This is a genomic window from Fibrobacter sp. (assembly GCA_012523595.1).
Lineage (GTDB): Bacteria > Fibrobacterota > Chitinivibrionia > Chitinivibrionales > Chitinispirillaceae > JAAYIG01.
The window spans coordinates 1-26,216 of the sequence record JAAYIG010000140.1; the positions used below are offsets into that span (position 1 = coordinate 1).

The 26,216-nt window shown below is 45.1% G+C and carries 20 protein-coding genes; 10 read left to right on the forward strand and 10 right to left on the reverse strand.

From position 1 onward, the window contains the following. A partial coding sequence (locus GX089_09740; protein NLP02763.1) for a hypothetical protein occupies positions 1–1,081 on the forward strand: 1,081 nt, incomplete at its 5' end. Positions 1,082–1,310: 229 nt separating this feature from the next. Here GX089_09740 and GX089_09745 read toward each other — a convergent pair. Further along, a complete protein-coding gene (locus GX089_09745; GenBank protein ID NLP02764.1) occupies positions 1,311–2,534 on the reverse strand; it encodes an amidohydrolase family protein in 1,224 nt (407 codons plus the stop codon). A gap of 149 nt (positions 2,535–2,683) precedes the next feature. Here GX089_09745 and yajC point away from each other — a divergent pair, with 149 nt between their 5' ends. From yajC to GX089_09765, 4 genes are read left to right on the forward strand one after another with little or no spacing between them, the layout of a single operon-like run. Beyond that, positions 2,684–3,079: a preprotein translocase subunit YajC gene (gene yajC, locus GX089_09750; GenBank protein ID NLP02765.1), complete on the forward strand. Its 396-nt coding sequence runs from the start codon at positions 2,684–2,686 to the stop codon at positions 3,077–3,079. Continuing rightward, positions 3,076–3,600, forward strand: a complete 525-nt coding sequence (def, locus tag GX089_09755; GenBank protein NLP02766.1) for a peptide deformylase — start codon at positions 3,076–3,078, stop codon at positions 3,598–3,600. The genes yajC and def overlap by 4 nt, the downstream gene beginning before the upstream one ends. 55 nt (positions 3,601–3,655) lie before the next feature. After that, positions 3,656–5,014 carry a SpoIID/LytB domain-containing protein gene (locus GX089_09760; protein NLP02767.1) on the forward strand — a complete coding sequence of 453 codons (1,359 nt, stop codon included), beginning with the start codon at positions 3,656–3,658 and terminating at the stop codon, positions 5,012–5,014. Further along, positions 5,011–6,243, forward strand: coding sequence for a DNA helicase UvrD (locus GX089_09765; protein ID NLP02768.1), 1,233 nt, complete (start codon positions 5,011–5,013; stop codon positions 6,241–6,243). Before GX089_09760 ends, GX089_09765 begins: the two co-directional genes overlap by 4 nt. Positions 6,244–6,457: 214 nt before the next feature. Here GX089_09765 and GX089_09770 read toward each other — a convergent pair whose 3' ends face one another. Genes GX089_09770 through GX089_09795 form a run of 6 tightly spaced genes read right to left on the reverse strand, consistent with a single transcriptional unit; the run spans position 6,458 to position 14,979 of the window. Then, positions 6,458–7,954 (reverse strand): ATP-binding cassette domain-containing protein, encoded by a 1,497-nt coding sequence (locus tag GX089_09770; GenBank protein ID NLP02769.1) that lies wholly within the window; start codon positions 7,952–7,954, stop codon positions 6,458–6,460. After that, positions 7,951–8,826: a hypothetical protein gene (locus tag GX089_09775; GenBank protein NLP02770.1), complete on the reverse strand. Its 876-nt coding sequence runs from the start codon at positions 8,824–8,826 to the stop codon at positions 7,951–7,953. Before GX089_09775 ends, GX089_09770 begins: the two co-directional genes overlap by 4 nt. Continuing rightward, the gene (locus GX089_09780; protein ID NLP02771.1) at positions 8,807–9,898 is read right to left on the reverse strand and encodes a hypothetical protein; all 1,092 of its coding nucleotides are present in this window, start codon (positions 9,896–9,898) and stop codon (positions 8,807–8,809) included. The genes GX089_09775 and GX089_09780 overlap by 20 nt, the downstream gene beginning before the upstream one ends. Before the next feature lie 37 nt (positions 9,899–9,935). Beyond that, positions 9,936–10,862, reverse strand: coding sequence for a hypothetical protein (locus tag GX089_09785; protein NLP02772.1), 927 nt, complete (start codon positions 10,860–10,862; stop codon positions 9,936–9,938). After that, entirely contained in the window at positions 10,838–12,574 is a 1,737-nt protein-coding gene (locus GX089_09790) for a hypothetical protein (protein ID NLP02773.1), read from the reverse strand. Before GX089_09790 ends, GX089_09785 begins: the two co-directional genes overlap by 25 nt. Positions 12,575–12,597: 23 nt before the next feature. Further along, entirely contained in the window at positions 12,598–14,979 is a 2,382-nt protein-coding gene (locus GX089_09795; protein NLP02774.1) for a hypothetical protein, read from the reverse strand. A gap of 191 nt (positions 14,980–15,170) precedes the next feature. Here GX089_09795 and GX089_09800 point away from each other — a divergent pair, with 191 nt between their 5' ends. The 4 genes from GX089_09800 (at position 15,171) to GX089_09815 (ending at position 20,512) form a co-directional block, all read left to right on the forward strand. Next, a complete protein-coding gene (locus GX089_09800; GenBank protein NLP02775.1) occupies positions 15,171–16,412 on the forward strand; it encodes a DUF2088 domain-containing protein in 1,242 nt (413 codons plus the stop codon). Positions 16,413–16,415: 3 nt separating this feature from the next. Further along, on the forward strand, positions 16,416–17,663 hold the full coding sequence (locus tag GX089_09805; GenBank protein NLP02776.1) for a four-carbon acid sugar kinase family protein: 1,248 nt from the start codon (positions 16,416–16,418) through the stop codon (positions 17,661–17,663). 241 nt (positions 17,664–17,904) lie between these two features. Continuing rightward, the gene (gene malQ / locus GX089_09810) at positions 17,905–19,392 is read left to right on the forward strand and encodes a 4-alpha-glucanotransferase (protein ID NLP02777.1); all 1,488 of its coding nucleotides are present in this window, start codon (positions 17,905–17,907) and stop codon (positions 19,390–19,392) included. 1 nt (position 19,393) lies between these two features. Then, positions 19,394–20,512 carry an NAD(P)/FAD-dependent oxidoreductase gene (locus GX089_09815; protein NLP02778.1) on the forward strand — a complete coding sequence of 373 codons (1,119 nt, stop codon included), beginning with the start codon at positions 19,394–19,396 and terminating at the stop codon, positions 20,510–20,512. Position 20,513: 1 nt separating this feature from the next. Here GX089_09815 and GX089_09820 read toward each other — a convergent pair whose 3' ends face one another. After that, entirely contained in the window at positions 20,514–21,122 is a 609-nt protein-coding gene (locus GX089_09820) for a hypothetical protein (GenBank protein ID NLP02779.1), read from the reverse strand. 436 nt (positions 21,123–21,558) lie between these two features. On the opposite strand from GX089_09820, the gene GX089_09825 reads away from it, so the two are divergent. After that, positions 21,559–23,031 carry an ATP-dependent helicase gene (locus GX089_09825; protein NLP02780.1) on the forward strand — a complete coding sequence of 491 codons (1,473 nt, stop codon included), beginning with the start codon at positions 21,559–21,561 and terminating at the stop codon, positions 23,029–23,031. 210 nt (positions 23,032–23,241) lie between these two features. Here GX089_09825 and GX089_09830 read toward each other — a convergent pair whose 3' ends face one another. Further along, positions 23,242–24,963 (reverse strand): PAS domain S-box protein, encoded by a 1,722-nt coding sequence (locus tag GX089_09830; protein NLP02781.1) that lies wholly within the window; start codon positions 24,961–24,963, stop codon positions 23,242–23,244. A gap of 367 nt (positions 24,964–25,330) precedes the next feature. Further along, positions 25,331–26,216: hypothetical protein (locus GX089_09835; protein ID NLP02782.1), on the reverse strand; the 886-nt coding region annotated here is incomplete at its 5' end.

Here is a 26,216-nt window from a genome sequence, read left to right on the forward strand (position 1 = left end):
AGACCTGAGAGGTACAATAAATGCCGGGAATATCATCTACAAAGGCATTCGCATGCAGAATCTTGCTACCAGAGTAAATGTGGTGAATGATGTAGCGGATGTCGATGCGAAATGCGGGATCGGCAGTGGTTCAATAAGCGAGAAGATCCATCTGGATGTGCGAAACGTAAATAATATTCAATACCAGAATAATCCTTCAGTTTCCGGTGTTGAGGTTGGAGATCTGCTCACAAACGTCGGACTTTTCCTTTCTCCCACCAGTTCGCTTAATAAAGGCTTGAAAACTATCAGCAGTACTCTCTCAGGAAAGATAAACCTCAGAAGTAACCTTGCAGGACACGGCCGGACATCTGAGGATCTGACAAAAAATATGAAAGGTGAGATTTTTTTCAGTGTCAACAACGGAAAGATCTCCAATTCACTTATCGTAAATAGAATGTCAGGGGTGGTGGAGAAATTTGTAAAAATCGATGATATTACTTTCCGTGATTTTTCAGCTCTTATGAAAATTAAAGATGAAAGAGTCTTTTTTGAAACTTTTAAAATCCAGTCCAATACTGCTGGGGATTTTGAAGTGAAAGGAAATGTCGGGTTTGATGCCAGTCTGGCAGCCGAAATTGATAACCGGCTATCAAAGCAGGTTTCCTCAAAAGTCTTGTCTGTACAGAGCGGCGGTAAAGATGCTCTGAAAGGATTGCTGAAGGGAACTCAGTTGGCTGGTGCCTCTTCTCTCATAGATCAGGTGGGGATACCTGCTGATAATGAGGGACGTGTCACCCTGAGAGTGGGACTGCAGGGCACTGCCTCCAATCCTAAGGCATCATTTCTCGGTTTTGGGAGTGGAAAAGCCGCCTCAGGTGCTGCACAGCCAACAGTAAAGCAGCAGGTATCAGAAAAGGTTAAGGATGTATTAGAGCAGAAAAAGCAGGAAGTAAAGGCCCAGGTTAACAAGGAAGTTGAAAAGGCCGGGGAGAAATTACAGAGTGAGATTCAGAAGAAAGCACCGGGTCTGGACGCAGAGGTGAAGAAAAAAGAAGAGCAATTGAAGAAAAATGTCTCTAAGTTGAAGAAACTTTTTTAACCTTTAGCTAACCTGATTTCCCTTTTCGGTGTCGGTATCGGAATTGGTATCGGCATCGAAATTTCTGTATGTGATAAGGTAAGAATTATTGGATTATGGAGTGTGTTCACTTCGGTTTCGCTCAGTGAGCATTTCGAACATGCTCAGTATACATACCAGAACTTAACATTTGTAATGTGGGAATAAAACAATCTATACCGACTCCGATTTGAAAAACGTGCAGTTTTTTTTAGTAATTCACTACCACTTCCTCACCGTCAACCACCACCAGTCTAATATCCGGTTCCTCCACAAGAAGCTCCTCCAGAGGGTTTTCATCAGGATCATGTGCAAATCTCACCGCGATTAAATCTGCCAGTTTGCCAGGTGAGAGTGTCCCCAGTGAATCTCCCATATTGAGTGCTTCGGCGGCGTTGGATGTGACCCATTTTATCATCTCTGATGCAGGGATGTGAGGATAATCTGATCTGAGTGAATAGAGTTCCTCAAAGAGGCTCATGAACCCGGGTGGAGAAACGCCCTCTGTTCCAAGGCAGATCCTTACCTTTCTATTCATGGCAACATCCAGGGGAAATGCTTTGTGTCCCATTTCACGTGTGTAGTTATAGCAGAGTACAACCGATGCGTTTATGGATGCCAGATATTCCAGTTCGGAACCATTTACATAGTTGCAATGAAAACAGAGAGCATGATCCGGGATAAGGTGAAAGTTGATGGCATAGTTCATGGGGCCCATGGTCGTATCACCATAGGGCCAGGGGCGTTTACGTGTGATCTGAAAGAAAAGATCTCCCTTTCTTTCAGAGAAAGCCTGGAGCTCCTCCGCGCTCTCGGCAATGTGAGTTGCCCAGAGTGTGTTTTTATCCTTATGTTTGATAAGCTCTGATTGGGATTCCGGGGAAAGGGAATACAGGGCATAGGGTCCGGCCCCTGAACCGACAAGCTGTTTTTCCTCTTTACATCTTTTAATTGCCCCGTTTATTATCTCCTTTTCCTGGAGCGGATCATCAGGGGAGAGTTCATCGATAATCCAGGCACGAATGGATTCCTCTTCCAGGATAGATCTTGACAGACCCAGTCTTGAATTGTCTACAACAGAGGTGATCCCCTGTGCCAGGAGCTCTCTTACTCCAAGGCGGATTGATGTTTTTATGCTCTCTGTGGAAGCCTGCCTGAGACGTGTCTGCTTTTTGGCGGTCCAGGCCGCAAAGGTGTCATCGCTGGATTTCTGAATACCTCTTATTACTCCCTCTTCAAGGTGAGTGTGCAGGTTGATAAAACCGGGAAGCAAAAAGGAATCGCCCAGATTCACAATACGGTCATCAGGACCTCTGCGGGCCTTTCCCCGGGGACCGGCTGACAATATCCTGTTTTCCGAAACTGCAACAGCACCATTTTCAAGGATGTCACCGTTCTCAAGCAGTATCCATTTGGCAAAGTAAACTGTTCCCATCTCTTTGAAAATACATCAGGGTAACTTATTTTTTGATTCAATGCATCATGCAGGTAGTATTTTAAACTGTATTTTCATGCTCAAGGTGAGCATAAATCATAATATTCAAGAACCGTGAGATCCTGTTCTCCGGGATGAAAGGACCGATTATGCGCTTTTCAAATATAGCCTCGTTCATGGCTTGCCTCTCTCTCTCTGTTGCTCCTGTTTTTGCCCAGGATGCTCCTGCTCAGCAGGCTCCGGTTGCCGGCGTTAACCTGTTTATGATGATGGCGTTGATGTTTGTGATCATCTATTTCATAATGATCCGGCCTGAACAGAAGAAGCAGAAAAAACGTCTTGAGATGTTGAAAAATATTAAAAAAGGTGATAAAGTTTTAACATCTGCGGGTATGATTGGAACTGTGGGAAACATCAAAGACGATACTTTGATGGTAAAAATAGCCGAAAATACCGTTGTAGAATTTACCAAAAGTGCCATTGCAACCGTACTCTCTGATGAAAAGTCAGTTGAGAAAGCAGAGAACGGTGAGAGGAAGAAATAGTGTTGGAAGTCAGGATTTATGGTGATCCGGTTCTCAGGAAAACTGCGGAGCCTGTTAAAACGTTCGATGATGATCTGAAAAATATTGTTGCGGAAATGATTGAGTCTCTTCGTGAGGAGGACGGGATTGGTCTGGCTGCTCCTCAGGTAGGAGCACCTTTAAGGATAGTAGTCATAGATACAACCGGCGGGGAAAAAGAGCCTCTTGTGCTCATAAATCCGGAAATAACTGAGTCTTCCGAAGAGATGGTGACAGCAGAAGAAGGGTGTCTCAGTGTACCGGGAATATCACTCTCAATCTCCCGTCACTCTCAGGTGACTGTAAAGGCTCTCGATATTCAGGGTAAAGAATTTATAATAGATAATGCCGACGGTCTTCTGGCCCGGGCACTTCAGCATGAAATCGATCACCTTAACGGAATCATGATCGTGGATCATATCTCTGCTTTGCAAAGGAGTATGATCAGCGGTAAACTGAAAAAACTGGCAAAATCGGGTCGTGACAAGTCACAGGTCGCTTAATTACCTCTTATTGGCTTTAATCTGTGTTGTTCTCATCCAGTGCTCCAATCCTCGATTGATAGCACCTGCCCCGCATCTCTCCGGTTCCGGAAAGCATACGGGAAAAGAATCGCCGGAACAGGAACAGAAAAGCTCTTCAGATAATGAAATCGATTTTGCCGATGCATTCGATGCAACTTTTGATCCCGCTCAATCGTCCTCTCAACCTTCTGGTGCCCTGAGACCATCTGCTTTTCGTTATCCCTGTTTTAATGTAAAAGGGAGCCGTGTGCGGGTGGCCATCATCCAGAATGTCAAGGATGTAAACCTGTATTCGGTAGGGACAGTGGACATAAGGTCCGCAGGCAGATCTACTCTGGAGCCTTTCAGGGGAAGACTGGTTGTGAGACCTGACAAATCGGATAATAGAGCCGTTTTAAGTGCTTCATGGGGTTCACGCATCGTATCGCTTCCATGTACTCTTCTCTCGCGGGGTAACTATAATTTTATCGAAGCTGTCCAGGGAAGTTACCGCGGGTCGGTAATCCTTGTCTCGGAAAAGAAAAACTGCATCTCAGTTATTAATTATCTCGATGTAGAGGATTATCTCCGGGGTGTTGTCCCGCTTGAGATCGGAAAAAGGTCAGAAAAAGAAATCGAGGCTCTGAAGGCCCAGGCTGTGGCTGCCCGGACCTACACCTACAGGCGTATTCTTGAGAGTAGAGGCAAGCCTTACGATCTGTTATGCACAGTAGCTGACCAGGTTTACGGGGGGGCAAATGTTGAGACCAGAGAAACTGATCTGGCTGTCAAGTTGACCAGAAACCTTATTATGGTTTACAATGACAGTCTCATTACAGCCTATTACCATTCTACCTGTGGCGGGTATACGGCCAATATAGAAAATGTATGGGACAAGCCCCCATGCAATTATCTTAGATCAATTAAGGACATGGATTCCCTGGGAAGAGCTTATTGCCGGATCTCTCCTGCTTTTGAATGGGTAGAAAAATGGTCGAAACCTCAGTTTTCCTCCATGGTTGCAAAGTCATCGCAGGGAATGGGGCAGGGGAGAGAATTCAAGAGTAATGTTACCGATTTCAGAATAGACAAGGTGTTTCCCTGCGGAAGAATCAATCTTTGTACAATCCGTGGCGGGAATTCTGAATTCAAATCCGGTCGTGACCAGGTTCGTTTCATTTTACGCAGGACAAATCCTGAAAATTCCATACTCAGAAGCTCCAGTTTCAAAGTGGTCTCGTTTGACAAAAACGGAATAAAAATATCGGGCAGGGGCTATGGTCATGGTGTAGGCATGTGCCAGATGGGTGCTGTGGGGCGTGCTCTTGCAGGTTTAAGTTTTGAACAGATCCTTAAAGCCTATTACACCGGGGTTACTATTTGCATTGCTGCTCCAGAGGACAGAATACGATGAAATTTATTGCCGATCTTCATATCCATTCGAGGTATTCCCTTGCTACCAGCAATCAGCTTGTTCCGGAGATGCTTGATCTTTGGGGAAGGAAAAAGGGAATCCGTGTGGTGGGAACAGGTGATGCTGTTCATCCTGCATGGCTTGATGAACTCAGGCAAAATCTGCAGCCTGCTTCCGAAGGCCTTTACACACTAAAAAAGAAACTTTGTCTCCCGGATGCAGACATGTACGGACCCCCGGTTTCATTTATCCTGACTACTGAAATCAGTTGCATTTACAAGAAAGATGGAAGAGTAAGAAAGGTGCATAATCTTATCCTTGCCCCGGATTTCCGGACAATGGAAAAAATCCAGGCCAAACTTTCTGCTATAGGGAATATACGGTCTGATGGAAGGCCTATACTGGGACTTGATTCAAGAGATCTTCTTGAAATTGTGCTGGAAGCCAACCCGAGTGCCTTTATCATTCCAGCCCATATCTGGACTCCATGGTTTTCGGCTCTGGGCTCTAAATCAGGGTTTGATTCCATCGAGGAGTGTTATGGTGATCTTGCATCTCACATATTTGCAGTTGAGACAGGGCTCTCCTCAGATCCACCAATGAACTGGAGATGCTCTTTTCTCAACCGGTTTTCCCTTGTTTCCAACTCCGATGCACATTCTCCGGAAAACCTTGGCAGAGAGGCAAATCTGTTTGATACGGATTTAAGCTATACCGCGATCATGAATTCTCTTATGGGTAAAGACAAGGGTTTCACAGGTACCATCGAGTATTTCCCTGAAGAGGGCAAGTATCACCTCGATGGTCACAGGAAATGCAATATAAGATGGGAGCCGGAAGAAACAAGAAAACACGGAAGCCTCTGTCCTGTCTGCGGCCGTAAAGTGACTGTAGGTGTATTCCACCGTGTTTTCGAACTTGCAGACAGTGATCCGGTAAAGAGTAAAGGGAAAAACAGACGTAAATTCGTTTCTTTGACTCCTTTGAAAAACCTTCTTTCAGAAATTTATAAAGCCGGACCACAGAGTAAAAAAATCCAGGCTGTTTATGAATCTCTACTGCAAAAGATTGGTTCTGAATTCACAATTCTGATAGATACTCCTGTTGGTGAACTGAAAAAAGAGGACCCCAGGCTGGCTGAGGGAATCTCCCGGCTGCGTGAGGGAAAGGTAGTGCTTGATTCAGGTTATGACGGGGTTTTCGGCAGTGTGCATGTCTTTGACCACTGATGACCACTGATTAAGCTGATTTGACTGATTACACTGATTATTCTGTTCCTAATACCGATAATTAGCCCCTATGAGTGAAGAGAGACTCACAAAAAGGAGGGATAGTTGTGCTCACTGAGTGCAGCTGAAGTGAGTGTGGGAGAGATGACAAGAGAACATTTGATAAAAAACGATACCGATGCCGATACCGATACCGGCCCCGAATAAGGCAAGGTCAGAGCTCAGCCAGATAGTAGATATTTCTCTCATCGATAAAGTGATCGAATATCTCCTCGTTGTGAGATATCATAAGGAAGGCACTTCCTGCGGCCCGTTTCTGATTCAGCAGTGCCAGCACTTTTTTGACACTGTTGAAGTCCAGTCCGTTTAACGGTTCGTCAAGGATAATGAGCTGCGGCGCAAGTACCAGTGTTCTGAGAAGATTGAGGCGCTGTTTCTGCCCACCGCTCAGGTATGCAACTTTCTTTTTAAGAAACTGTGTCTGCAGCGGACCATCAAAGAGCTCAAGCAGTTTTTTCTTCAGGCTTTCGCTTGTGAAAGATTCTTTCAGAGGCAGTCCCCTGAAAGTCTCGAAAACCGTTGATTCCAGATTCAATGCTTCATCTGCGTGCTGAAAAACCATCCCGGCCCGTCTTCCCCAGATTCTTTTGGGCCAGACACTCCTTGAAGTCTCCTCTGTAATGTTTATCCCTCCAAGCATCATTCTGAATTTTTCAGGATGATAAATTCCCATCACTATCTTGGCCAGAGTCGTTTTTCCAACTCCGCTGGGAGCCTTGAGGTAGACCATATCACCTTTACGGATTGTAAGAGTGCTCATCGATGTATGTGAGGGATCCTCAAAGATACCCAGATTCCTGCCGAAAATCCTGAACTCCGGGTCGAACTGCAGAACCGGTTCTTCCGCGATCACCGATGTTCTGCTGCTTCTGGGTGACTCAAGCCAGTTCAGGTACTGGTCTGCTGAGAAATCATGAACCTCCACATCCGGTTCCTGAATACGGGAGAGCTCCTTGAAATGGATGCGGGGGAGGATGTTTCTGTGATTTTTGTAGATTTCACTTATAATGGAGTAGTCGTGGGTTATTATTAGTATAGTAAAAGGAGATGCCGCATATTTTGCAAAGAGCAGTTGAAGAAAGAGATTCCTGTAATTGTTGTCGAGGCTGCCTGTGGGCTCATCGAATACAAAGTATGTCGGTTCATCAAAGAGCCTCTGTTCAAGCAGTGTATTTATCCTCTTGAATGCCATGGCAAGAAGAATTCTCTGCTTCTCGCCTCCGGAGGGACGATAGGGTTTGGGATAGACATCGATAATTTTCCTGATTGCGGAATCGCTTTCTGTCTGCCAGAGATAGTTCAATATTTCCCTGTCATCTCCGCTGTCAAGGTTACCCTCCCTGAGCTGATCCTGAATTGTCAGCAGGGGGTTAAGATGTGAGGATGGCTCCTGAAAAACAAAGAAACTGTTTTTGCGGACCTGTCTTGTCCAGACATCATTGAGATGCTTGCTGTAAGGCTGGCTATCTATTGTAACATCGAGTTCTTCATTGTCGAGGAGTCCGTAAAGAGCCTTGGAAATGATCGATTTTCCGATTCCGGATTCCCCGAAAAGAAAGGTGATCTCTTTCTGGTAAACAGGGTATTCCTGGACACGGACAATGCCGCGGCTGCCGGATCTGACTTCAACTGAAAACCGGCGTTCGCTCATAATCTGTGCCTTTCCGCGTACCCATTGGAGATATTATTGATACTGAAGAGTGAGAAGACGATAAGAAATGCCACTGTAATTCCTTGTAAATGCTGGAAAAGCAGTTTGGGGAAATAAGCGGGATGAAACAGAGTATATCCTAGGGCAAGAATATCCTGTTTGCTGTCGATCTTTGCCAGAAGGCTTCCCAGAGTTACCGGAATGCTTACCGGGTTTACATCGGTAGACAGACCGACTGAGATGATGAAATCTACGCTGCACTGGAGAAATATGGCACTTCCAAACACAGAAATCAGCTTGTTAAAGATATGGATTCTGCTGTTTTTCCACAGGATATCGAAGTTGATTATTCTGTTTTCAGATACCCCGCAGACTCTCATTGCGTTGTAGAAATCCAGCTTTCTGAAATGCTCGATCCTCTCGCGCATCAGGTCAACGGTTTCCACGAAAATAAACACGCTCATACAGAGTGCCATCACCGGAAACACGGACAGGTTACCCCGCAGAATGCCTCTGTCAACTAAAGCTGCGATTGCTATATAACTGAAAAGTACACCTACTATCTGAGGTATTGAACGGATAAGGTTCAGGAAAAAGGTCAATGCTATATAGCCCGCATTCTTGCCTTTTAACTGCAGATGATGCAGGCTGAGTGTGGTAAGCCAGCCCAGAATTAAAGTTATACCTACGACAAGAAGGGAGATAGCGAAGGTATTTACAAATCCGGTAGCCACTCTCTTTAATGCGGGAGTGTTAAGAAACAGAAGGTCCCATATTCCCACAATCGCAACCACAAGAATCCATACAGCCGTCCATAGACGGTCTTTTCCTGAAAGGATGAATTCAAACGGATTATGCCTGTCTGTTTTCATATTTCATGTTTTCCCTGTGAGTCAGAATATCCGTGAGAATTTCGGTTACCTTTACGACGTAAAAAATTCCGAGGATGATAAATATCACTATATCATAGTTTTTATAGAGTATCTGACGCAGCATCTCATAATTGAGGTATCCATGGATATTAAGGGCCATCTCTATGATTACCAGCCCTGTAATGAGAAAGGATGCCTGTTCCTTGATCGTTGAGAGATACTGAAATTTCGCGTTGCGAAAAATGTGCTCGAAAACATGTCCCTTGAAATTCTTTTTAGGACTCAGGATCGATTTTAAGGAGATACCGTCAGGACAGTTGAAATCCCACGATGTATATAGATTTTTTACTATAGCTGTTTCAACGTATCCTTTGCGGCTTTCGGATGTTAAAAACGCGTGGAATTTATTGGAGTACATTACCAGCAGGCCATTGGAGATAACGGCCAGAAGAATCATGAAGATTATGGAATCAGTGTTGAATTCTGTCCGCATAGAGTAGGCAATCACGTAGGCAGGACTGAACAGAATGAAATACATGATACCCTTCAGGACCGACCTGGACATTTTGAGAAACAAGTTTTGTTTCGGGACGGATTTTCTGCGGGGTCCGTACAGTTTATGGTATTGGTGTTGCTTTCTCGATACAAATCTCAGTATGGCAAGTGTCTGGACACCGTAGTATGTAAGTATCATGACGAAAACATATACAAAAATGAACTTGAAAAACATTCCTCCAAGACGGGTAAATTTGCTGAATGAGAGTTGTTCCTGAAGATGGGATTTCTGGAGTTTCGCATTGAACTGATCTTCTTTGATCTGCAATAAATCTTTCGTAGTAACGGCGTTACGCTCTGCCTGGCCGGGATAGAATATGTTCATCAGGTCCTTTACCAGTGCTCTCTGGAATGGATCACGGACGTTTGAAACAGGTACATCGAGAAGAGACTCGACCCTGGAGCCCTTCTGTTTGTTTTCCAAGGAGCGGCTGTGATAAAAGACAAACATGGCCAGAAGCAGTACTGCTGTGACAAAAAGCAGACCCGACACATGTTCTATTAGTTTTGCTCTCACGCTTTCCTCTTTACACTCTTTTTAACCAACACGGTAATCATTCCTGTCTCGGTCCGATTTCGATTCTTCCCGGTGTATAGCTGACTGTAAATGGCTTTCCAAGCAGTGACTGCTCAAGATCCTGAACTATGTAACGTGTGCTCTGCTCAAGCTGTCCGATCACCTGTGATGGGCCTGAGAGTTTGCAGTTGATACTTTTCTTCTCTACAGTAACTATCCAGGAAGGAATTGATTTTTGCTGGTTTGTTACCTGGTTAAAAAAATCAAACATCGACCTGTAGGTATCATTTACAGCATCGATACGCTTCTTTACTATCTGCTCGATACTCGAGAGGTCATCGGATTTTACAGCTACCTGAGGTGTTGCGCTGGTGCGAAAAACCGATGATGGCCCATTATACCATCCATAGCGCTCGTTCTGGCCCGGCAGGAGGAGATAAAAGTTGTTGCCGCGGCGAAATACCCTTATCACCTTCTGACCGGCTTTTGCCGGAAAAGATGATCCACCCGGAGATATACCACCTGACATTCTGATATCACTCTTCAATTGGACTGTATCATTAATAACTGTGCAGTTTGTAAGAGTTTTCTGCAAGAATGCGCTCGTTCCATCTCCCTTGCGCAGGAAGAATGTCCTTCCCTGGTATGAAAAACGCAGTGCCTCGGTAATCTGATCTCCCATGAGTTCATCCCGGTTTATGATCTGAAAAGGAGAATTCGGGAGCAGTTGCCTTTTGTCATCTTCAGAGAGCGGCTGCTCGTACTGGTCAAAGATGGAAAACTTGCCGGGCTGAGGTACGATGACAAACTCAGCCGCGCTGGAAGTGAAGATCAGGGCCAGAAGTGGAATGATTACAGATTTCATCAGGTTATTTATACAAACAAGAAGTTTTCCGGAGCTACTGTCAAGCAGCTCCGGAATTCCTGTAGAAAGTACCCTTATTTTTTCTTTTTCTCCTGCCATTTCTCGATAGTCGAGAGCTGAGAAGCAGTTCCGTAAAGGTCGATTGTGTTTTTGTCAAACTGAGAACTGAAATAAGCAAGAGAAGGTAAAGAGAAAAGCCAGCTTCCAAGCGCGATTTTCTGGTCGATCTGATCGATATACTGCGCATAAACCTGCTTGTCTCCGATCTCGTGAGTGGACATGAATCCGTAGATGTAGTCCAGTAACTGACGGAAATCCTCCTTTTCGGGGTTGTCCGTGCTCAGGTCGATTCTGAAGAAGTTCCGATCAGCTTCAAAGGACTGCGGATCAATGATCAGTTTGCCTTTTCTATCAACTGTCGTGCGGAGATTGATCTGATATGTCTCAAAATCGGGCTGTCTAAGGAAGATGTTGTACATATCAAAAAGGAAATTGCTTCTGTAGCCGCTTACTGCTACCAGAACCGCGTCATAATTTCCTTTGCGGATCTCATCGTTCTGCACTGCGTTGACTTTGATCTTTCCACTGAAGAGTCCCGGGTCGTTCAGTATCTCGACCAAATCGGCGAGTTCTTCCCTGAAATCATGGTTCAGACATGTTTGAATCCGCACTGTGTCAGGGAGAACCGAGAGATCAGGTGTATCCTTTTCTTTCAGAGGTGTAATGATCTCTTCCTCAACGTAATAGGAAGTCGTAGGGAACACGCTGTAATTGAGATATTCTTCATAGTTATCACCCGGACCGCGGTAATTTGCGATATGACGCTGTTGCTCTGTACCGGTTCTGAAAAACCTGCGCATCACTTTCTTATTGTCCATAAGATTACGCAGGGCGATACGCTGCTCGAGAGAAAGACGTTCGACATTATAGAAAAGAGCAAAAAAACAGGTTGCTATGCTTGATTTGTAGAAGTATTTCCCGCTGTCTCCCAGAATGGGGGAAATTGCGCCGAATGGAGTGCTGAGAAGTGAATTGATATTCCGGTTTTTCAGCTCGGTTGTAAATGTGCTGTTGTCAATATATGGTTTCAGGACTACATTTGAAAGCGCTGAACTGTAATCCGGTGATTTGACAAAGTGAATACGGCTTTCGATTTCACCCGCCTGAAGGTAGGGACCTGTTCCGGTTCCGTAATAAGGAGCATCGAGTTCGGAATTGTGGGGGAGGATTTTGAATGAAAGAACCTCTTTTATGTCACTCTCAGTCCAGATCCTGTCTCCTCTGAACTGAAAACGGATCTCCCCGTTTTCATCCGGGCCTTCAAAATCAAAATTGGGAACAGCCTGCGAGACAAGGATGTAGTCTGGAGATATGCTTCCGAGCTTCTGAATACGGCTCAGGGTGAATTTCAGGTCTTTTGCGGTAAAGGCAATCTCCTGCGCATTGCTCAGGGAGATTTTTTTCTTATCAATTGTCACAGCGTAGCTGGAATGCCATTTTCTGTTCGGCTTCAGCCTGATCACCACTATCTGACTCTTCTCGTCAATTGATATGAACTCACCAAGCCCATCCTCATAGATAACTCCGCTTGGGTTTGCCGATACATTGAAAAGCCCGTCAAACATCACCTCATCGAGTTTATCTGCGATGGGGATGGCGCTGGGGACGTGGGGATCTATTCTTGGCTTCTGATGAGCAATAAAGGGGAGAACGATCTGGTCTTTGAGATTTTTGGCAAATACAAAGTAATATACTGCACCTGCTCCTGCTAATCCGATCATTAATCCTATAATTAATAACGCTTTCTTCATTGTGTGCTCCTTTCAGGGGTATCTCAGTTCTTCTTGATAATCGGCTTCTGTACCATCACACTCAGAGAATGAACCCTGTAGGAATTGTGGTAAAAGCTGATTTCAAGGAAGTTGGCTTTACCTTTTGTCATCTGAACAGGTGTTATCTGGCATTCATAGTTGCTTGATGCGCTGGGAGCAGAAATCACGAACCTGCCCTCGTTTTTAAGCTCTTTTCTGTTCAGAGAGATTTTTTCATACCACTGCTCTGCGGCTGCGTTCTCTGCGACCTCTTTTGGTAGTTTAATGTTGACATCGTAAACAGGGAAGTTTGCCTCGGTAGGGATATCGACCATAAAACGAACCACATACCTGTTTTTGCCTCTCTTGTTATCTGTAACCGGTATCGCGAAAACCCGTCTGTACTCCTTGGGCTTTACTATCCACTTGGAGGACATCGGATCAACCTCGGCTATACGCTGTTTTATTTTCTTATCCGCACCTTTGTAGTATTTCCCATGAGCAACAATCGCGCGTGCCTTTGCGATCCCGTTGTCATTCGGCTTGGACATAAACTGATCATAAAGGAGGGTAATTGCCTTTGCCGGAAATTCATTATCCTTCATAAGAAGAAGATGCGCGACCAGATCAGCTTTCCGCTGAGACAGCTGTTTCTTCGATCCCGAAGAAAAGGTGACATCGTAAACCGGCAGGAAAACCGAATCTGCGTAAAGAGAATCGATGTTCTCCAGGGTGTTTACATTCTCTTCAAGAAATTTGTTTATGCTGTACCTTGACACTCTATCAATCCGGGTATAAAGTGTGTCTTCCAGATCTTCTACAACAGCGGATTTAAATGGATAGATTTCAGCGGGATTGAGGAAATTTATGTCCTCATGAAGTTTCCTCAGCTTGTCTTCAGAAACTGCCCACTGCTGGTTGTGAAGGGCTGTTGCGATTGTGCTTCTCTGCTCTTCAACCGACATCTTGTCCAGAGGACGGTATTTTTCGATCAGGAATCCAAGATGGCTGCTCTGTTTGAGCATCGCCAGCATCGTGCTGTAATCTTTCTGCCCTTTATAAACATTTAACTGCGGGACAAGGGTCTCGGCTTCCTTGTATTGGCCAAGCAGCTTTGATGTTTCATCGGTGAGTTCTTTTATTGATGAGTTCAGGGCTGTTGCACAGCGGTACCCGTAGTACTTGCCGAAAGTTTCCTGATCGAGTTCCGCAGGAAGCCTGCTCTGGACAAGGGAGGCCTTTTTAGCGGCTTCTCTGAAAAAGTCGTCGGAAGGCATCTCTTTCAGTTTCTGAACAACATCCTTCACTTTATCCAGAAGGTCTTTGGCAGAGGAATAAGAGGCGCTTCTTGCATCGAATTCTTTTACAAACTTTTCAAGCACGGTAAATTCAGCAGGTGTGGTAAGTCCGGCTGATTTATAGAGTATTCCAATTCTGTAAAGCTGGCTTATGAGAAATTTATCATTGTCAAATGGCGCGGAGTCCTCTTTTTGGGAAAGGGACTGGTCGTAAAAAGGAACGACTTCGCTGAGTCTGGTTCCGATCACCGCCTGTGCTTCGGAAATTATCGTATTTGGAAACTTCTCTTTTTTCTCGAAAAATGATACGAATGCATCGACTGATTTCACCAGTTTCGATGGATTTCCTCTGCAGGCGTATTCAGCACCGAAAAACTCCAGAACAGCCAGATAGTTGCTCTGAAACTCCATCTCTTCCTCAAGATCGGATTTCAGTACTTTATAGTTCTCGTATGCTTCATCTTTACTGTTAACTATACTCTTAGGGAAAATGCTTTCGATCGCAAGCAGTTCCTTGTAGACTTTATCCAGTTCAGAGGCGTGTTTCTTTACAGTGTCTATGGCTTTGGCGAAGTCAACTCCATCGAGATGGTATCCTGAGCCAATCGACTTGTATGTGCTGCGGTCTACTTTGTTGTCTTTAAAAATCTCTTTAAACGCCAGATGCTTGTTTTCAAACTTGAAACGCCATTGCGGTGCATACCTGTATGAAAGCTGGAGAATAATGTCATTCTGAGCCTGCTCTAAAAGGAAATAGTATCCTGCTGTACTTTTGTGAATCGGAAACACGCTTTGAGTATCGGTAACCGATTCATCTTTTATCAGTTCTCCGGGTCTTTTCTTGTCCACCAGTTCAGATGTAAAAGAACTTTTGAACACGTTCTTCTGCTTCATATTCAGCACAAGGTAGAAATTGTCATCCTGAGGCGGCGGAAATGCAAGGAAATACTTCTTTCCTTTTTTAAGCTCGAAAAACTTCTTGCCGCTTTTAAGTTCTATGTACCCGCTTTCAGCCGGAGAGAGTTCGGGCTTTGGTTTGAGTTGCTTGTACGATGAACATCCTGCCAATATCAGTAAAGCGGCGAGGAACAGGCTTTTTACCTTCATTACATTACCTCCCTTTAACGATAGAAATCCGGATAAAGTTAAAATATAATGACTGGAGCCAGCTTTCTGGTGCTTTTTTGTGAAATTTCATATTTTTCCTATACAAACGAAATGTTGACTGTTCAGGAGCGGGTTACCCGGTTTAGAGTATTTTTTTTGAAGGATACAGCCTTCCAATACAGGTTGATATTATGGAAAATTACAATTTGATCAAGATTCTTCAAAAGTTTCCTTCAGAACACATGGAGAATATCGATTCATCTGTATGTTCACAACTGGAACTTTCCGGTCTTGCACCACGCTTCCGCGGCGCTTCAATCGCTCTGGCTGTGGGCAGCAGGGGGATAACCGATCTTCTGCCGATTGTCCGCTCCACTATCTCCTTTATTCAAAGAATGGGAGGAAATCCGTTTATAATTCCTGCGATGGGCAGCCATGGAGGGGCTTCGGCTCAGGGACAGAGAGCCGTACTGGAAGCCTATGGTATCTCAGAGAATACACTGAAAGTCCCTGTTGTTTCGTCAATGGAAATAGTAGAACTGCCTTCGAACGGTCTGCCCAACCGGGTCTTCATGAGCAAGCCGGCTTTTGAATCCGATGGTGTGATTCTTATTAACAGAATAAAACCACACACAGACTTCCATGGCAGATATGAGAGTGGACTGGTAAAGATGTCTGTGGTTGGGCTTGGAAAACATGCTCAGGCAATGGAAATACACAAGTTTGGCGTGTTTGGGTTAAAAGATCTGATTCCACAGACAGCAGAAAGGATACTCTCGACAGGAAGGATTTTGCTGGGACTGGGGATAGTTGAAAACTTCTATGACCGGGCAGTACATATAGAGGCCATTCCCCATGACCGCATACTGGAGCGTGAACCTGATCTTCTTGACCTGGCAAGACTCAATATGCCTTCACTGCCCCTTGAGGATATCGATGTGTTGATTGTGGACAGATCGGGCAAAGATATAAGTGGGGTAGGGATGGATCCCTGGATAATCGGCAGGATGAGAATCAGCGGAGAACCGGAGCCATCTTCTCCCCGTATAAAGAGTATCTTTGTGGCAGATCTTACAGAGAAATCACTGGGAAATGCGCTGGGAATCGGTCTGGCGGATGTAATCTCAAGGAGGTTTTTCAGGAAAATCAATTTTGACGAGACATATGAGAATGCCTTTACAAGCACTTTCCTTGAACGGGCAAAAATTCCTGTAATCGTTGAAAACGACCGTATGGGACTTGAATTTGCATTGAGAAACTGCGGTGCTGTCTCTCTGGAAGAAGCCAGAATAGTGCGTATCAGAGATACTCTTCAACTCGATCAGCTTTATGTCTCTCCAAATCTCTGGGATACACTGAAATCAAACGAAAAGATTGAACGGATTTCCGGACCCTGCAGGCTATTTGACGGGGAGAGCCTGCGTCCATTCTAAACTATGAGCGAATTGATCGTTATTGCTGATGACTTGACCGGTGCGGTAGATACCGGTGTTCAGTTTGTAAAACATGGCATTGCCACAGTCGTGACCGGTATTGAGTACTTGAGAGAATGTTCCCTCTGGAGTGATTTCAGTGTAATCGTCGTAAACACGGAATCCCGCCACTCATCTCTCTGTGAGTCCGCTTCGATTGTAAGGACTGTCTCAGAAGAGGCTATACGGAGAGGTGTGAGGTGGTTTTACAAAAAATCAGATTCGACTTTGCGGGGCAACATCGGATCGGAGATTGATGCCCTGATGAAAGCTGCCCGACACGACAGGATGATGTTCATTCCGGCTTTCCCGGATGCGGGAAGAACTGTGATAGACGGCTTCCTCTTTGTGAATGGAGTGCCGCTGCAGGAAACCTCATATGCAAATGATCCCTTGAACCCTGTCCGCTCAAACTTTATCCCTGATATTTTAAGGGGCCAGACTGATTTTAATCTGCATCTGGTTCCTGTCGCTGCACTGGGAAAGGGTGGGGGAGAATTGTTGAAAAAAAAAGGGATCTTCATCTTTGATGCTGCTGGAAATGATGACCTGAATAGAATCCGGGAATTTCTGGAGAAAAACTCCTTACTTCATTTCTGTGCAGGTCCGGCAGTTTTCGCCTCTCTTATTGCTCAATCTGCTGCTCTGAACAGGAGGGAAGCAGACTGTTATGAACCGGTTTCACCCTTGCTGATCGTCAATGGCAGTCTCAATGAGGTGTCTTTGGAACAGTTGCATTGTGCCGCAAAAAAAGGTGTAAAGTGCTTCAAGGCTGACATCCTGGATTTACATGGAGAATTGAATAGTAGATCTGTTGAACAGATTAGACGTGAGCTCATGGAGCACAGAACCGTTATTCTTACAAGTGCACTGGAACCCGGGGATGCTTTATCCGGAGAGGGTATTTTCAGGAGAGTCGGAGAGGTTTTAGGCTATTTAACAAAAAAGATCATTGAACATCGGGGCGACGTAACAGTTGCAGTTTTTGGCGGCGATACGGCAAGTGCTGTTTCTCTGGCTCTGAGGTTAAACTATGTTGTTCCTGTATCGGAAATCTCTCCCGGATTGACATTCTGCATGGGATCGGCAGGGGAGCAGAAAATTCCATTTATCAGTAAGTCCGGAGGATTTGGCGGCCGGGAGATCATTAGTGAGCTTCAGGTGTTTGTTTCCGAGGGGCAGAGGGCAGAGGACAGGTTGCAGGTGAAGTAATCTGCACTGCTCAGTGTTCGATTCCCAGATTTACTTAATGGAACTCTGATTGCAGTATTAAACAGCAAACGATTGAAGATTAATGTTTACAGGGATTGATGATCCACAGACGGATATCAGGCGAGAGATGTAAAATCTCGACAAATGGCCATAAATAAAGTATTATTTTAATCCATCTTACTGCACTGCCTGGAAAGAGTGAATTTTTTACCTCAATTAACGTAATATGCGGGGATTTTCTATGAACCGTTCATCAGGCCTGTTTTTACATCCTACATCGTTGCCATCAGGGTTTGGGGTTGGAGACCTTGGAGACTCTGCTTACAGATGGATTGACATGCTTTCGGCAATGAAACAATCCTTCTGGCAGGTATGTCCACTGGGGCCTACGGGTTATGGTGACTCACCTTACCAGAGCTTTAGCTCTTTTGCCGGCAACCATCTTCTTATCTCTCCTGAGAAACTGAAGGAATCCGGAGTTCTCGAACAGAGTGAATTAGATGAGTATCCCTCGCTTCCTCAGGACCGGGTTGATTTTGGTACGGTCATAACCGAAAAAGAAAAATTGTTCAGAAAAGCTTATGCTCGTTTCGGCGACACCAGAGAGTTTACTGAATTTTGCGACCGGGAGAAGTACTGGCTTGATGATTATGCTCTTTTCAGAGTACTTAAAGATAGAAACAGCGGTCTGCCGTGGTATTCCTGGGATCCATCACTGAAACTGCGCTTCCCTGCAGCTCTTGAAGAAGTGCTCAACGCAGAACGCAGATCTGTAAGATACCACAAATTTCTTCAGTTTATGTTTCATGAGCAGTGGATGGAGCTCAAGAGGTATGCAAACGGAAAAGGCATCAGCATTATTGGGGATATTCCGTATTATACAGCTTATGACAGCTCCGATGTATGGGCGTGGCCAGAGCTTTTCGAGCTTGACGAAAACGGAAAGCCGTTCAGGGTAGCCGGTGTTCCGCCGGATTATTTCAGTGAAACTGGTCAACTCTGGGGCAACCCTCTTTATCACTGGAAATACATGGAACAGGATGGTTTTTCCTGGTGGGTAAAGAGGATGAAAAAGACTCTGGAATGGGTGGATCTGATCAGGCTTGATCATTTCAGGGGATTTGAGTCGTACTGGGCTGTTCCCGCGTCAAGTGATACTGCTGTTAACGGAGAGTGGGTGAAAGGGCCGGGAATCAACTTCTTCAACCGTATCCGGCACGAACTAGGAAGACTTCCTGTGATTGCCGAAGATCTTGGGGAGATTACTGATGGTGTCGAGGAACTACGGTGTCAGGCAGGTCTGCCAGGGATGAAGGTTTTGCAATTTGCTTTTGACGGCAATCCTGATAATCCATATCTGCCGCATAATATTTTTTCAAACAGTATCACTTATACCGGTACTCACGATAATGATACATCGCAGGGATGGTTTGACAATCTTACTGTACTGGAAAAGAAGAGAGTCAAAAGTTATCTTGGGTGTACTGAGAAAAGCTTTCAGGAAAGATTTCTACGGCTTGCATTTGGCTCACCTTCAAGACTATGCATAATCCCATTTCAGGATGTGCTTGGTCTGGGCACTTCTCACCGTATGAATATACCGGGCAAGGAGAGTGGAAACTGGCAGTGGAGGTTCACAAATGCACTTGTTTCCAAAGAGAAAATTAACATGGTAGCCTCACTAACATCAATTTACGGGAGAGCGCCTGCCGGCGTTTCATTGAAATAGTATGGAGGATTTTGATATAGTAGTCATAGGAGCCGGTGTAGTGGGGCTCGCTGTGGCGGAAAGGCTTGCATCACCGGATTACGAGCTTCTGGTTCTTGAACAGCACGAAAGTTTCGGAAAAGAAACATCTTCACGCAACAGTGAGGTTATTCACGCCGGATTCTACTATGAAACCGGTTCTCTCAAGGCAAGATTATGCGTTGAGGGAAACTTCATGATGTACCGGTTTTGCCGGGAAAACCAGGTTCCATTCCGGAAAACCGGAAAACTTCTTATCTCCAATACCGATGAGGAAGAAGAAAAGATCCGTAAACTTTACGATCGGGGGAACAGAAACGGTGTCAGGGGACTTGAGCTTCTGGATAAGAACCAGATTCATTCACTTGAACCGCACATAAACGGCCGCTCTGGTTTTTTTTGCCCCGAATCCGGAATTGTTGATTCACACAGCCTGATGAAAGCGCTCGAGAGCAGAGCTCTTTCCAAAGGTGCGACTCTGGGATATTCCTGCACCCTCAAGGAGATCTCCTTCAATGGCAGATACTATGATTTGAAAATCATAGATTCCGATAATGAAGTGATGAAAATTAAATCGAGGGTTGTTATTAACTGTGCCGGATTGTTCAGCGACAAAATCGCCTCTATGGCAGGCATAGACCTGGACAGTGCCGGGTACAGGTTAAGGCTTTGTAAAGGAGAGTACTTCAGTGTATCCCCCCGTCACCGGGGTAAACTCGCTCATCTTGTCTATCCTGCCCCGACTCCCATAAGCCTTGGTATACATGGAGTACTTGGACTTGAAAACAGTCTGAGGCTTGGGCCGAGTGCATTTTATGTCGATTCTATCGATTACTCGGTTGATTCCGGGCATGTCGGTGAATTTTATGCACGCGGAAAAGAGATGTTCCCATTTATCGAACTGGATGATCTCTCACCGGCAATGTCTGGTATAAGGCCAAAACTGATTCAGGAAAAAGATTCGTTCCGGGACTTTATCATTCGTGATGAGAGTCTGAAGGGATTACCGGGATTTATCAATCTTGTGGGAATTGAATCTCCCGGCTTGACATCTTCTCTGGCCATTGCGGCGTATGTTGAGGAGATTTACAGAAACCTCTGACTCAGTCTTTTTCCACTGTGTAAAAGGTTGTGTTTACCTCGATGGAGTCACTCTCAAGCTCCAGCCCGGCAAGGGTTTTTTCCATCTTGGAAGCAATGCTTGATGAAGGATCGGTTTGCTTCAGTTTATCGATCTCTTTCCTTATCTCCATGAACTTGAAACGCAGATCCGCGGCCAGCATGTTGCACTTGTCAGAGAGATCTTTCATCTCTTCTTTCTCTCTGAATCGAAGCATCGCGCCCATTTTCCCCTGTTGAAGCAGTGTTACCCATTGTTCCAGTTTGTAAATGGGTACCGCATATTTTCTCGATGAGTACAGGCCTATTCCAAACGCCATAATCAAGCTCACTAATGAACTCATCAGCAGGGTAGGGAAGATCAGGAAAATTATATGCTCTCTTGTCAGCTCCTGCGATAATTTATCAAGCTGATACACTACAACTGTCTGATATTTGAGGTAGTACACCACTATCAGACATGCCGCTGTCAAAAGAGTCGATGCAAGAGCGGCAATGACTATTTTGGTTATAAGTCTGATCTGAAGAGACTTCTTGATGAAAAAATTGCTGATAGGTTTTCTGACCACTTTCTGTTCCACTTTCTGTTCCACTTTCTCCTCCTGTCTCAGTTCTGGAGAATATAAGTTTTTTCCGGTATCTTTTCTCCTGTTTCTCTATTAAGCGCTCAGAATCCGGAACCAGGACCCAAAACTCTGAATGCATAAATAATTATATTAAAATTATATCATTGTGTTACAACATTTATAAATCATTTCTTTATACAGAAGAGGGAAAAATAATCCTTTATCGGTTCTGATCCAGCCTCAACTCTTACTCTGCCCTGGAAGCACCGTTCCTGATTTATATTTTTTCAACCGTACTCAATGGTATCCGGTAAACAGAAAAGTGCTGTTGCTGGATCACAGCTTCTAAAGATTCTCCCATTTAACATTCCCATTGCAGTATGTATTCAGATATCTGATCGCTAAACGTTTTTTTTGTATAAACTAAGTCCTTCTCTTTCCTTTTATCGCAAAGGAGTGGGTTATGCCTGTTAATTCAGAAATTTCACTTCTTGAAGGTCTCAATGAGGAGCAGAAGCAGGCCGTCACTGCTGCATGTGACCACCATATACTTATACTGGCTGGCGCCGGATGTGGAAAAACCACCGTGCTTACCCGACGAATAGTTTACCTCTCTCATTCGGGTATAGATCAAAGCAGAATTCTGGCTCTGACCTTTACAAGAAAAGCTGCAGAGGAGATGGCTATCAGAGTTTCGCGCCTTCTGGGAACAGATGATAAGGAAAAACTTCCTGTAATCACCACTTTCCATGGGTTTGCTCTGAAAGTCCTCTCCGGTGCACTTGACAGAACTCCCCATTTTTCCGATATCGGATTTGCTTCCGATTCAAGATTGATCAGCGAAAAAGAGCGTCTGGGAATGCTTGTCCGCCTGACCACTCCCTCAGAGCGCAAATTGCTTTCTTCTGATCTTTTTCGTATCGATTCACTTCTGGCACAAAAGGCTGTTTTCCCTGAAAAACTCTCAGGAATGGATAAAACACAATCGGATCTGCTCGAAGAAATAGAAAGGAGACTTCAACGCGAGAAGGAATCTTGCGGATTATGGGATTTCTCAGATCTTCTTTCCGGGACACTGCGGCTATTCAGAAACAAGCCTGATATTCTTGAGCGTTTTGTTTCCAGATTAAGTTCTATACTGGTAGATGAGTTTCAGGATACAAACCCTGTACAGATAACACTTTTAAAGACCTTGCTGTCAAATGACAAATGTCTCTTTGCAGTGGGTGATGATGATCAGGCGATTTACGCATTCAGGGGTGCTGATATCCGCCCGACTCTTGAGTTCTGCAGTCATTTCTATGGTGCCTCTGTTTTGAAACTGCAAATTAACTACCGCAGCACTCCGGCGATACTTAATTCTGCAAACCGAATCAATTCGGATAAACCTGCCGCTTATAGGAAGATCCTGGTTTCCGGGAAATACAAGAAAAACGGCATCGCTCCCCGGAAATTCTCTTTTAGTGAACAGGAAGAGATGCTTGACTGGATCATGAAGCAGGCGGAGATGATATGGAGAGGGGAGCAGATCAAGGTTGAGTCGATGGCGATTCTTTTCAGGTTGAATCATACTCTGGACCGGAGTCTTCAGTATTTCAAAAGCAAACTGGGCGATTCAGCTTCACTTCCTGTCATGCTTACTGTTCATAAGAGCAAGGGGCTCGAATTCCCGGTTGTGTTTCTCTGCGATATGGAGGATGGTGTGTTTCCAAATTATCAGATAAAGTCTGCCTCAAAACCTCGTTCGGTAAAGGAGATATTCCAGAGGTGGTTCAAGGCTCCTGAGGTAAACTGTAACTGGGATGAGGAGAAAAGGCTTTTTTATGTGGGGGTCACCAGGGCAGAGAAGCACTTGTTTCTCCTCACAGCTCGACGTAAAGAGGTTTACGGCAGAAAGAGAGCGTTCAGGAGATCAAGATTCCTGTGTTTGATCTGAATGACGGGTTTTCACAGGAAAACGAGGAGATGCGGAACTGGTCGTGGTCCGTATCGGAATCGAAAACAGATCCGAATCAGGAAACTCTAATGTAAAGCCGTACATTGCAGGAGTTATCCGCGGCTGATAGGTTCACTTTAAGGTAGGAAGTTGATAAAGAGGAAACGGCAAACTGTTAAAAAGTGGTGTTGGAACTCATGGTATTGACAGCTATCCTATCGTAAAGTAAAATGTTGCTCCTTTGCCAACTTCCCCTTCTGCCCAGATCTTTCCACCGTGGCGCCTGATGACCCGATCAACAATTGATAATCCCACTCCGGTCCCCTCGAACTCCTTCTCTGAATGTACCCGCTTGAATGGTTGGAATATTTTGTCGGCAAACTGCTGGTCAAAACCAACACCGTTATCGCGTACAAAGTAGACAGTCTGGTTATCCTTTGTGGTGGTGCCGAACTCAATGCGTTTTTTTCCTCTCCCGGAGGTAAATTTCCAGGCATTACGAAGCAGGTTCTCAAGGGCAAGGTGAATCAAAGCGGGATCAGCATTGGCGTGTACTTTTTCCTGGATGATAAATTCTGCCTCGCTCTGAAGATCGGACATCTTGAGTTCAGAGGAAAAATCGCGTACAAGTGCACTGATATCGACATCTCTCCGCTTTACCTCCTGTTTACTGGCACGCGACAGGCTGAGCATATCATCGATAAGCTGTTGCATCTTTCCCACATTTTTATCAATTCTACGTAGAAAATCATTTCCCTCTTCATCAAGATGATCAGCGTAGTCCTCGGTAAGAAAATGGACAAGTCCCTTGATTGTTCCAAGGGGGCTCCTGAGGTCATGGGAGATGGAGTAGGAGAAGGATTCTAGATCACGATTCACATTTGCAAGCTCATCAGCGGCTCTGCGCAGCCTTTCTTCAGTCTTTTCCCGTTCGGCAATTTCACTAAGCAGATTTCGGTTACTCTCTTCAGCCTGCCTTCGGGCAATGTCGGCATCCTTTGCCAGGTTGAGTGCCTCCATTTGCGACTTCTGCATGGCATCATTTGCAGCCTGTACTTCAGAGGCATGCTCCCGGAGACGTGCATTTGTTTCTTGAATATTCACTTCCACCTTTTTTCGCTCTGTGAGATCTGTTATGAATGCATAGTAATATGCCCGACTATTGCCTGGTTCATAGCCTATATGAGTTAAAAGTTCAACGGGAACCCGTGACCCATCCTTGCGAATGTACTCTTTCTCGAAGCGTACTGGTTTACCTGTGGCCTTGAGTTCTTCAAGCTTGCGATGCTCCTGATCCAGCCACTCATGAGGCGTTAGTTCAGTGTACCGATCGATCTTTTGCAACTCCTCTGCTGTATATCCTGTAAGTGCTTCAAATGCCCCGTTAAATCTCGTGATACTGCCATCAAGAAAGCCCATGACAAAGGGCTGTTCGGCATTGTAGAGAAGATCAGCGAAAAACTCCTTTTCCTTCCTTGTTTCGCGTAAAGCTTCTTCCTGGTCGTACGCTGCGGCTTTGGTCCGGTTTCGGCGGTATATCTCAGCTACCAGGCTTATAAAAAGACCCATAAGTGCAAAGAGAGTAAAACTCACCAAATTGACAGGGGATGTGATATGCAAAGTCAGTTGACCTGCAGGACGAAAGATCCAGATATCAATAGCAATCAGTGTAAGGATTGTAGCAAACACACCCGGACCAAAACCACTAAGCAGTGCTGTGAGCATCACAAAAGGATAAAAAGTGATATACGTTGGGAATTCTGAGCCAAACGGAGCTTCTAAAATGAAATATAACAACAAACCCGCAGCTATCGAGACCAGAGCTAACCCATAACGCAACAACCCCTGAAAAAAGCTGTGGGTTTCTGAGTGGCTATGCTTTGCAGTTCCGTGTGATTTATCCGCAGGGGGAGAGCTTTTGCGCAAGTTCATCTCTTCTCCTGGTAAGTAAATTCTATGTGCTGGTGATAGCGAAAGGACTGTTCAGACACTATACTAATGGTAAATTGATCACCCGATCGGTAAAGGTTTCCCTGACTCAGAATACTGATTTGGGTAGATCACCAGACTTTTTTTTCCTTTAGAAAAAATCATGATCCCGTTTAAGGTTGATTATTCCAATTTACAAAGCAAATACCACTCCCGATTCTTTTCGTGTCCTTTTGCAAAAATTATTGAACTTATCTGTAATGCTTTAATAAATGGAGAGTGGAACTTGATAGTATCATGTTGTTACTGAGGCGGGGAGATGGCGATGAGGTCGAGATCCCTCATCGCCTGTTTAGCTATAACAAATGCCTTATCTTGCTTCGTTTCGTCTCATTGATCTTTCTCTGGCAGGATCAGCATGAACCTTTTTTGTTTTTGAATCCTCATTTTTAAGATCCTGTCTGGCAGTCTGAGCATTTAACTTATCTGCTTCTTCCAAAGCCGCCTTTTCTATTGCTTCTTCGGATTTAATCGATGCGATTTCTACGGTCTTTTTTTCGACCGGAGCAGATTCACTTTTAGCCGGGATTGCTTTGGCAGAATCAGCTTTGGCAGGCTCAGCCTTGACCGGTGCGGCTTTAGGTGCTTCAGTTTTAGCTGGGGCAGCCTTTGCGGGTTCCTCTTTAGCTGGAGTGGCTTTTGGAGGCTCAGTTTTTACCGGTACGGCTTTTACAGAGTCCTTTTCTGATCCTTCTGCCCTGGCTGGTACGACTCTAACCGGAGAAGTGCTCGGTGCATCCGTTTTAGCCGGAGCAGCCTTTACAGGCTCTACCTTAGCCGGTGTTGCTTTCGGAGCTTCAGTTTTAGCCGGTGCTGCTTTCGGAGCTTCAGTTTTAGCCGGTGCTGCTTTCGGAGCTTCCGTTTTAGCCGGGGCAGCCTTTACAGGCTCTACTTTAGCCGGTGCTGCTTTCGGAGCTTCCGTTTTAGCCGGGGCAGCCTTTGCAGGCTCTACCTTAGCCGGTGCTGCTTTCGGAGCTTCAGTTTTAGCTGGAGCCTTTGCAGGCTCCACCTTAGCCGGTGCTGCTTTCGGAGCTTCAGTTTTAGCCGGGGCAGCCTTTACAGGCTCCACCTTAGCCGGTGCTGCTTTCGGAGCTTCCGTTTTAGCCGGAGCAGCCTTTGCAGGCTCCACCTTAGCCGGTGCTGCTTTCGGAGCTTCAGTTTTAGCCGGAGCAGCCTTTGCAGGCTCCACTTTAGCC

What these genes read in the sequence shown, in the direction of transcription:
- GX089_09775 (NLP02770.1), bottom strand. Translation starts at nt 8,826, where the DNA reads ATGAAAACAGACAGGCATAATCCGTTTGAATTCATCCTTTCAGGAAAA.
- GX089_09765 (NLP02768.1), top strand. Translation starts at nt 5,011, where the DNA reads ATGAAATTTATTGCCGATCTTCATATCCATTCGAGGTATTCCCTTGCT.
- GX089_09830 (NLP02781.1), bottom strand. Translation starts at nt 24,963, where the DNA reads ATGAACTTGCGCAAAAGCTCTCCCCCTGCGGATAAATCACACGGAACT.
- malQ (NLP02777.1), top strand. Translation starts at nt 17,905, where the DNA reads ATGAACCGTTCATCAGGCCTGTTTTTACATCCTACATCGTTGCCATCA.
- GX089_09770 (NLP02769.1), bottom strand. Translation starts at nt 7,954, where the DNA reads ATGAGCGAACGCCGGTTTTCAGTTGAAGTCAGATCCGGCAGCCGCGGC.
- GX089_09790 (NLP02773.1), bottom strand. Translation starts at nt 12,574, where the DNA reads ATGAAGAAAGCGTTATTAATTATAGGATTAATGATCGGATTAGCAGGA.
- GX089_09745 (NLP02764.1), bottom strand. Translation starts at nt 2,534, where the DNA reads ATGGGAACAGTTTACTTTGCCAAATGGATACTGCTTGAGAACGGTGAC.
- GX089_09785 (NLP02772.1), bottom strand. Translation starts at nt 10,862, where the DNA reads ATGGCAGGAGAAAAAGAAAAAATAAGGGTACTTTCTACAGGAATTCCG.
- GX089_09800 (NLP02775.1), top strand. Translation starts at nt 15,171, where the DNA reads ATGGAAAATTACAATTTGATCAAGATTCTTCAAAAGTTTCCTTCAGAA.
- GX089_09805 (NLP02776.1), top strand. Translation starts at nt 16,416, where the DNA reads ATGAGCGAATTGATCGTTATTGCTGATGACTTGACCGGTGCGGTAGAT.
- yajC (NLP02765.1), top strand. Translation starts at nt 2,684, where the DNA reads ATGCGCTTTTCAAATATAGCCTCGTTCATGGCTTGCCTCTCTCTCTCT.
- GX089_09795 (NLP02774.1), bottom strand. Translation starts at nt 14,979, where the DNA reads ATGAAGGTAAAAAGCCTGTTCCTCGCCGCTTTACTGATATTGGCAGGA.
- GX089_09825 (NLP02780.1), top strand. Translation starts at nt 21,559, where the DNA reads ATGCCTGTTAATTCAGAAATTTCACTTCTTGAAGGTCTCAATGAGGAG.
- GX089_09815 (NLP02778.1), top strand. Translation starts at nt 19,394, where the DNA reads ATGGAGGATTTTGATATAGTAGTCATAGGAGCCGGTGTAGTGGGGCTC.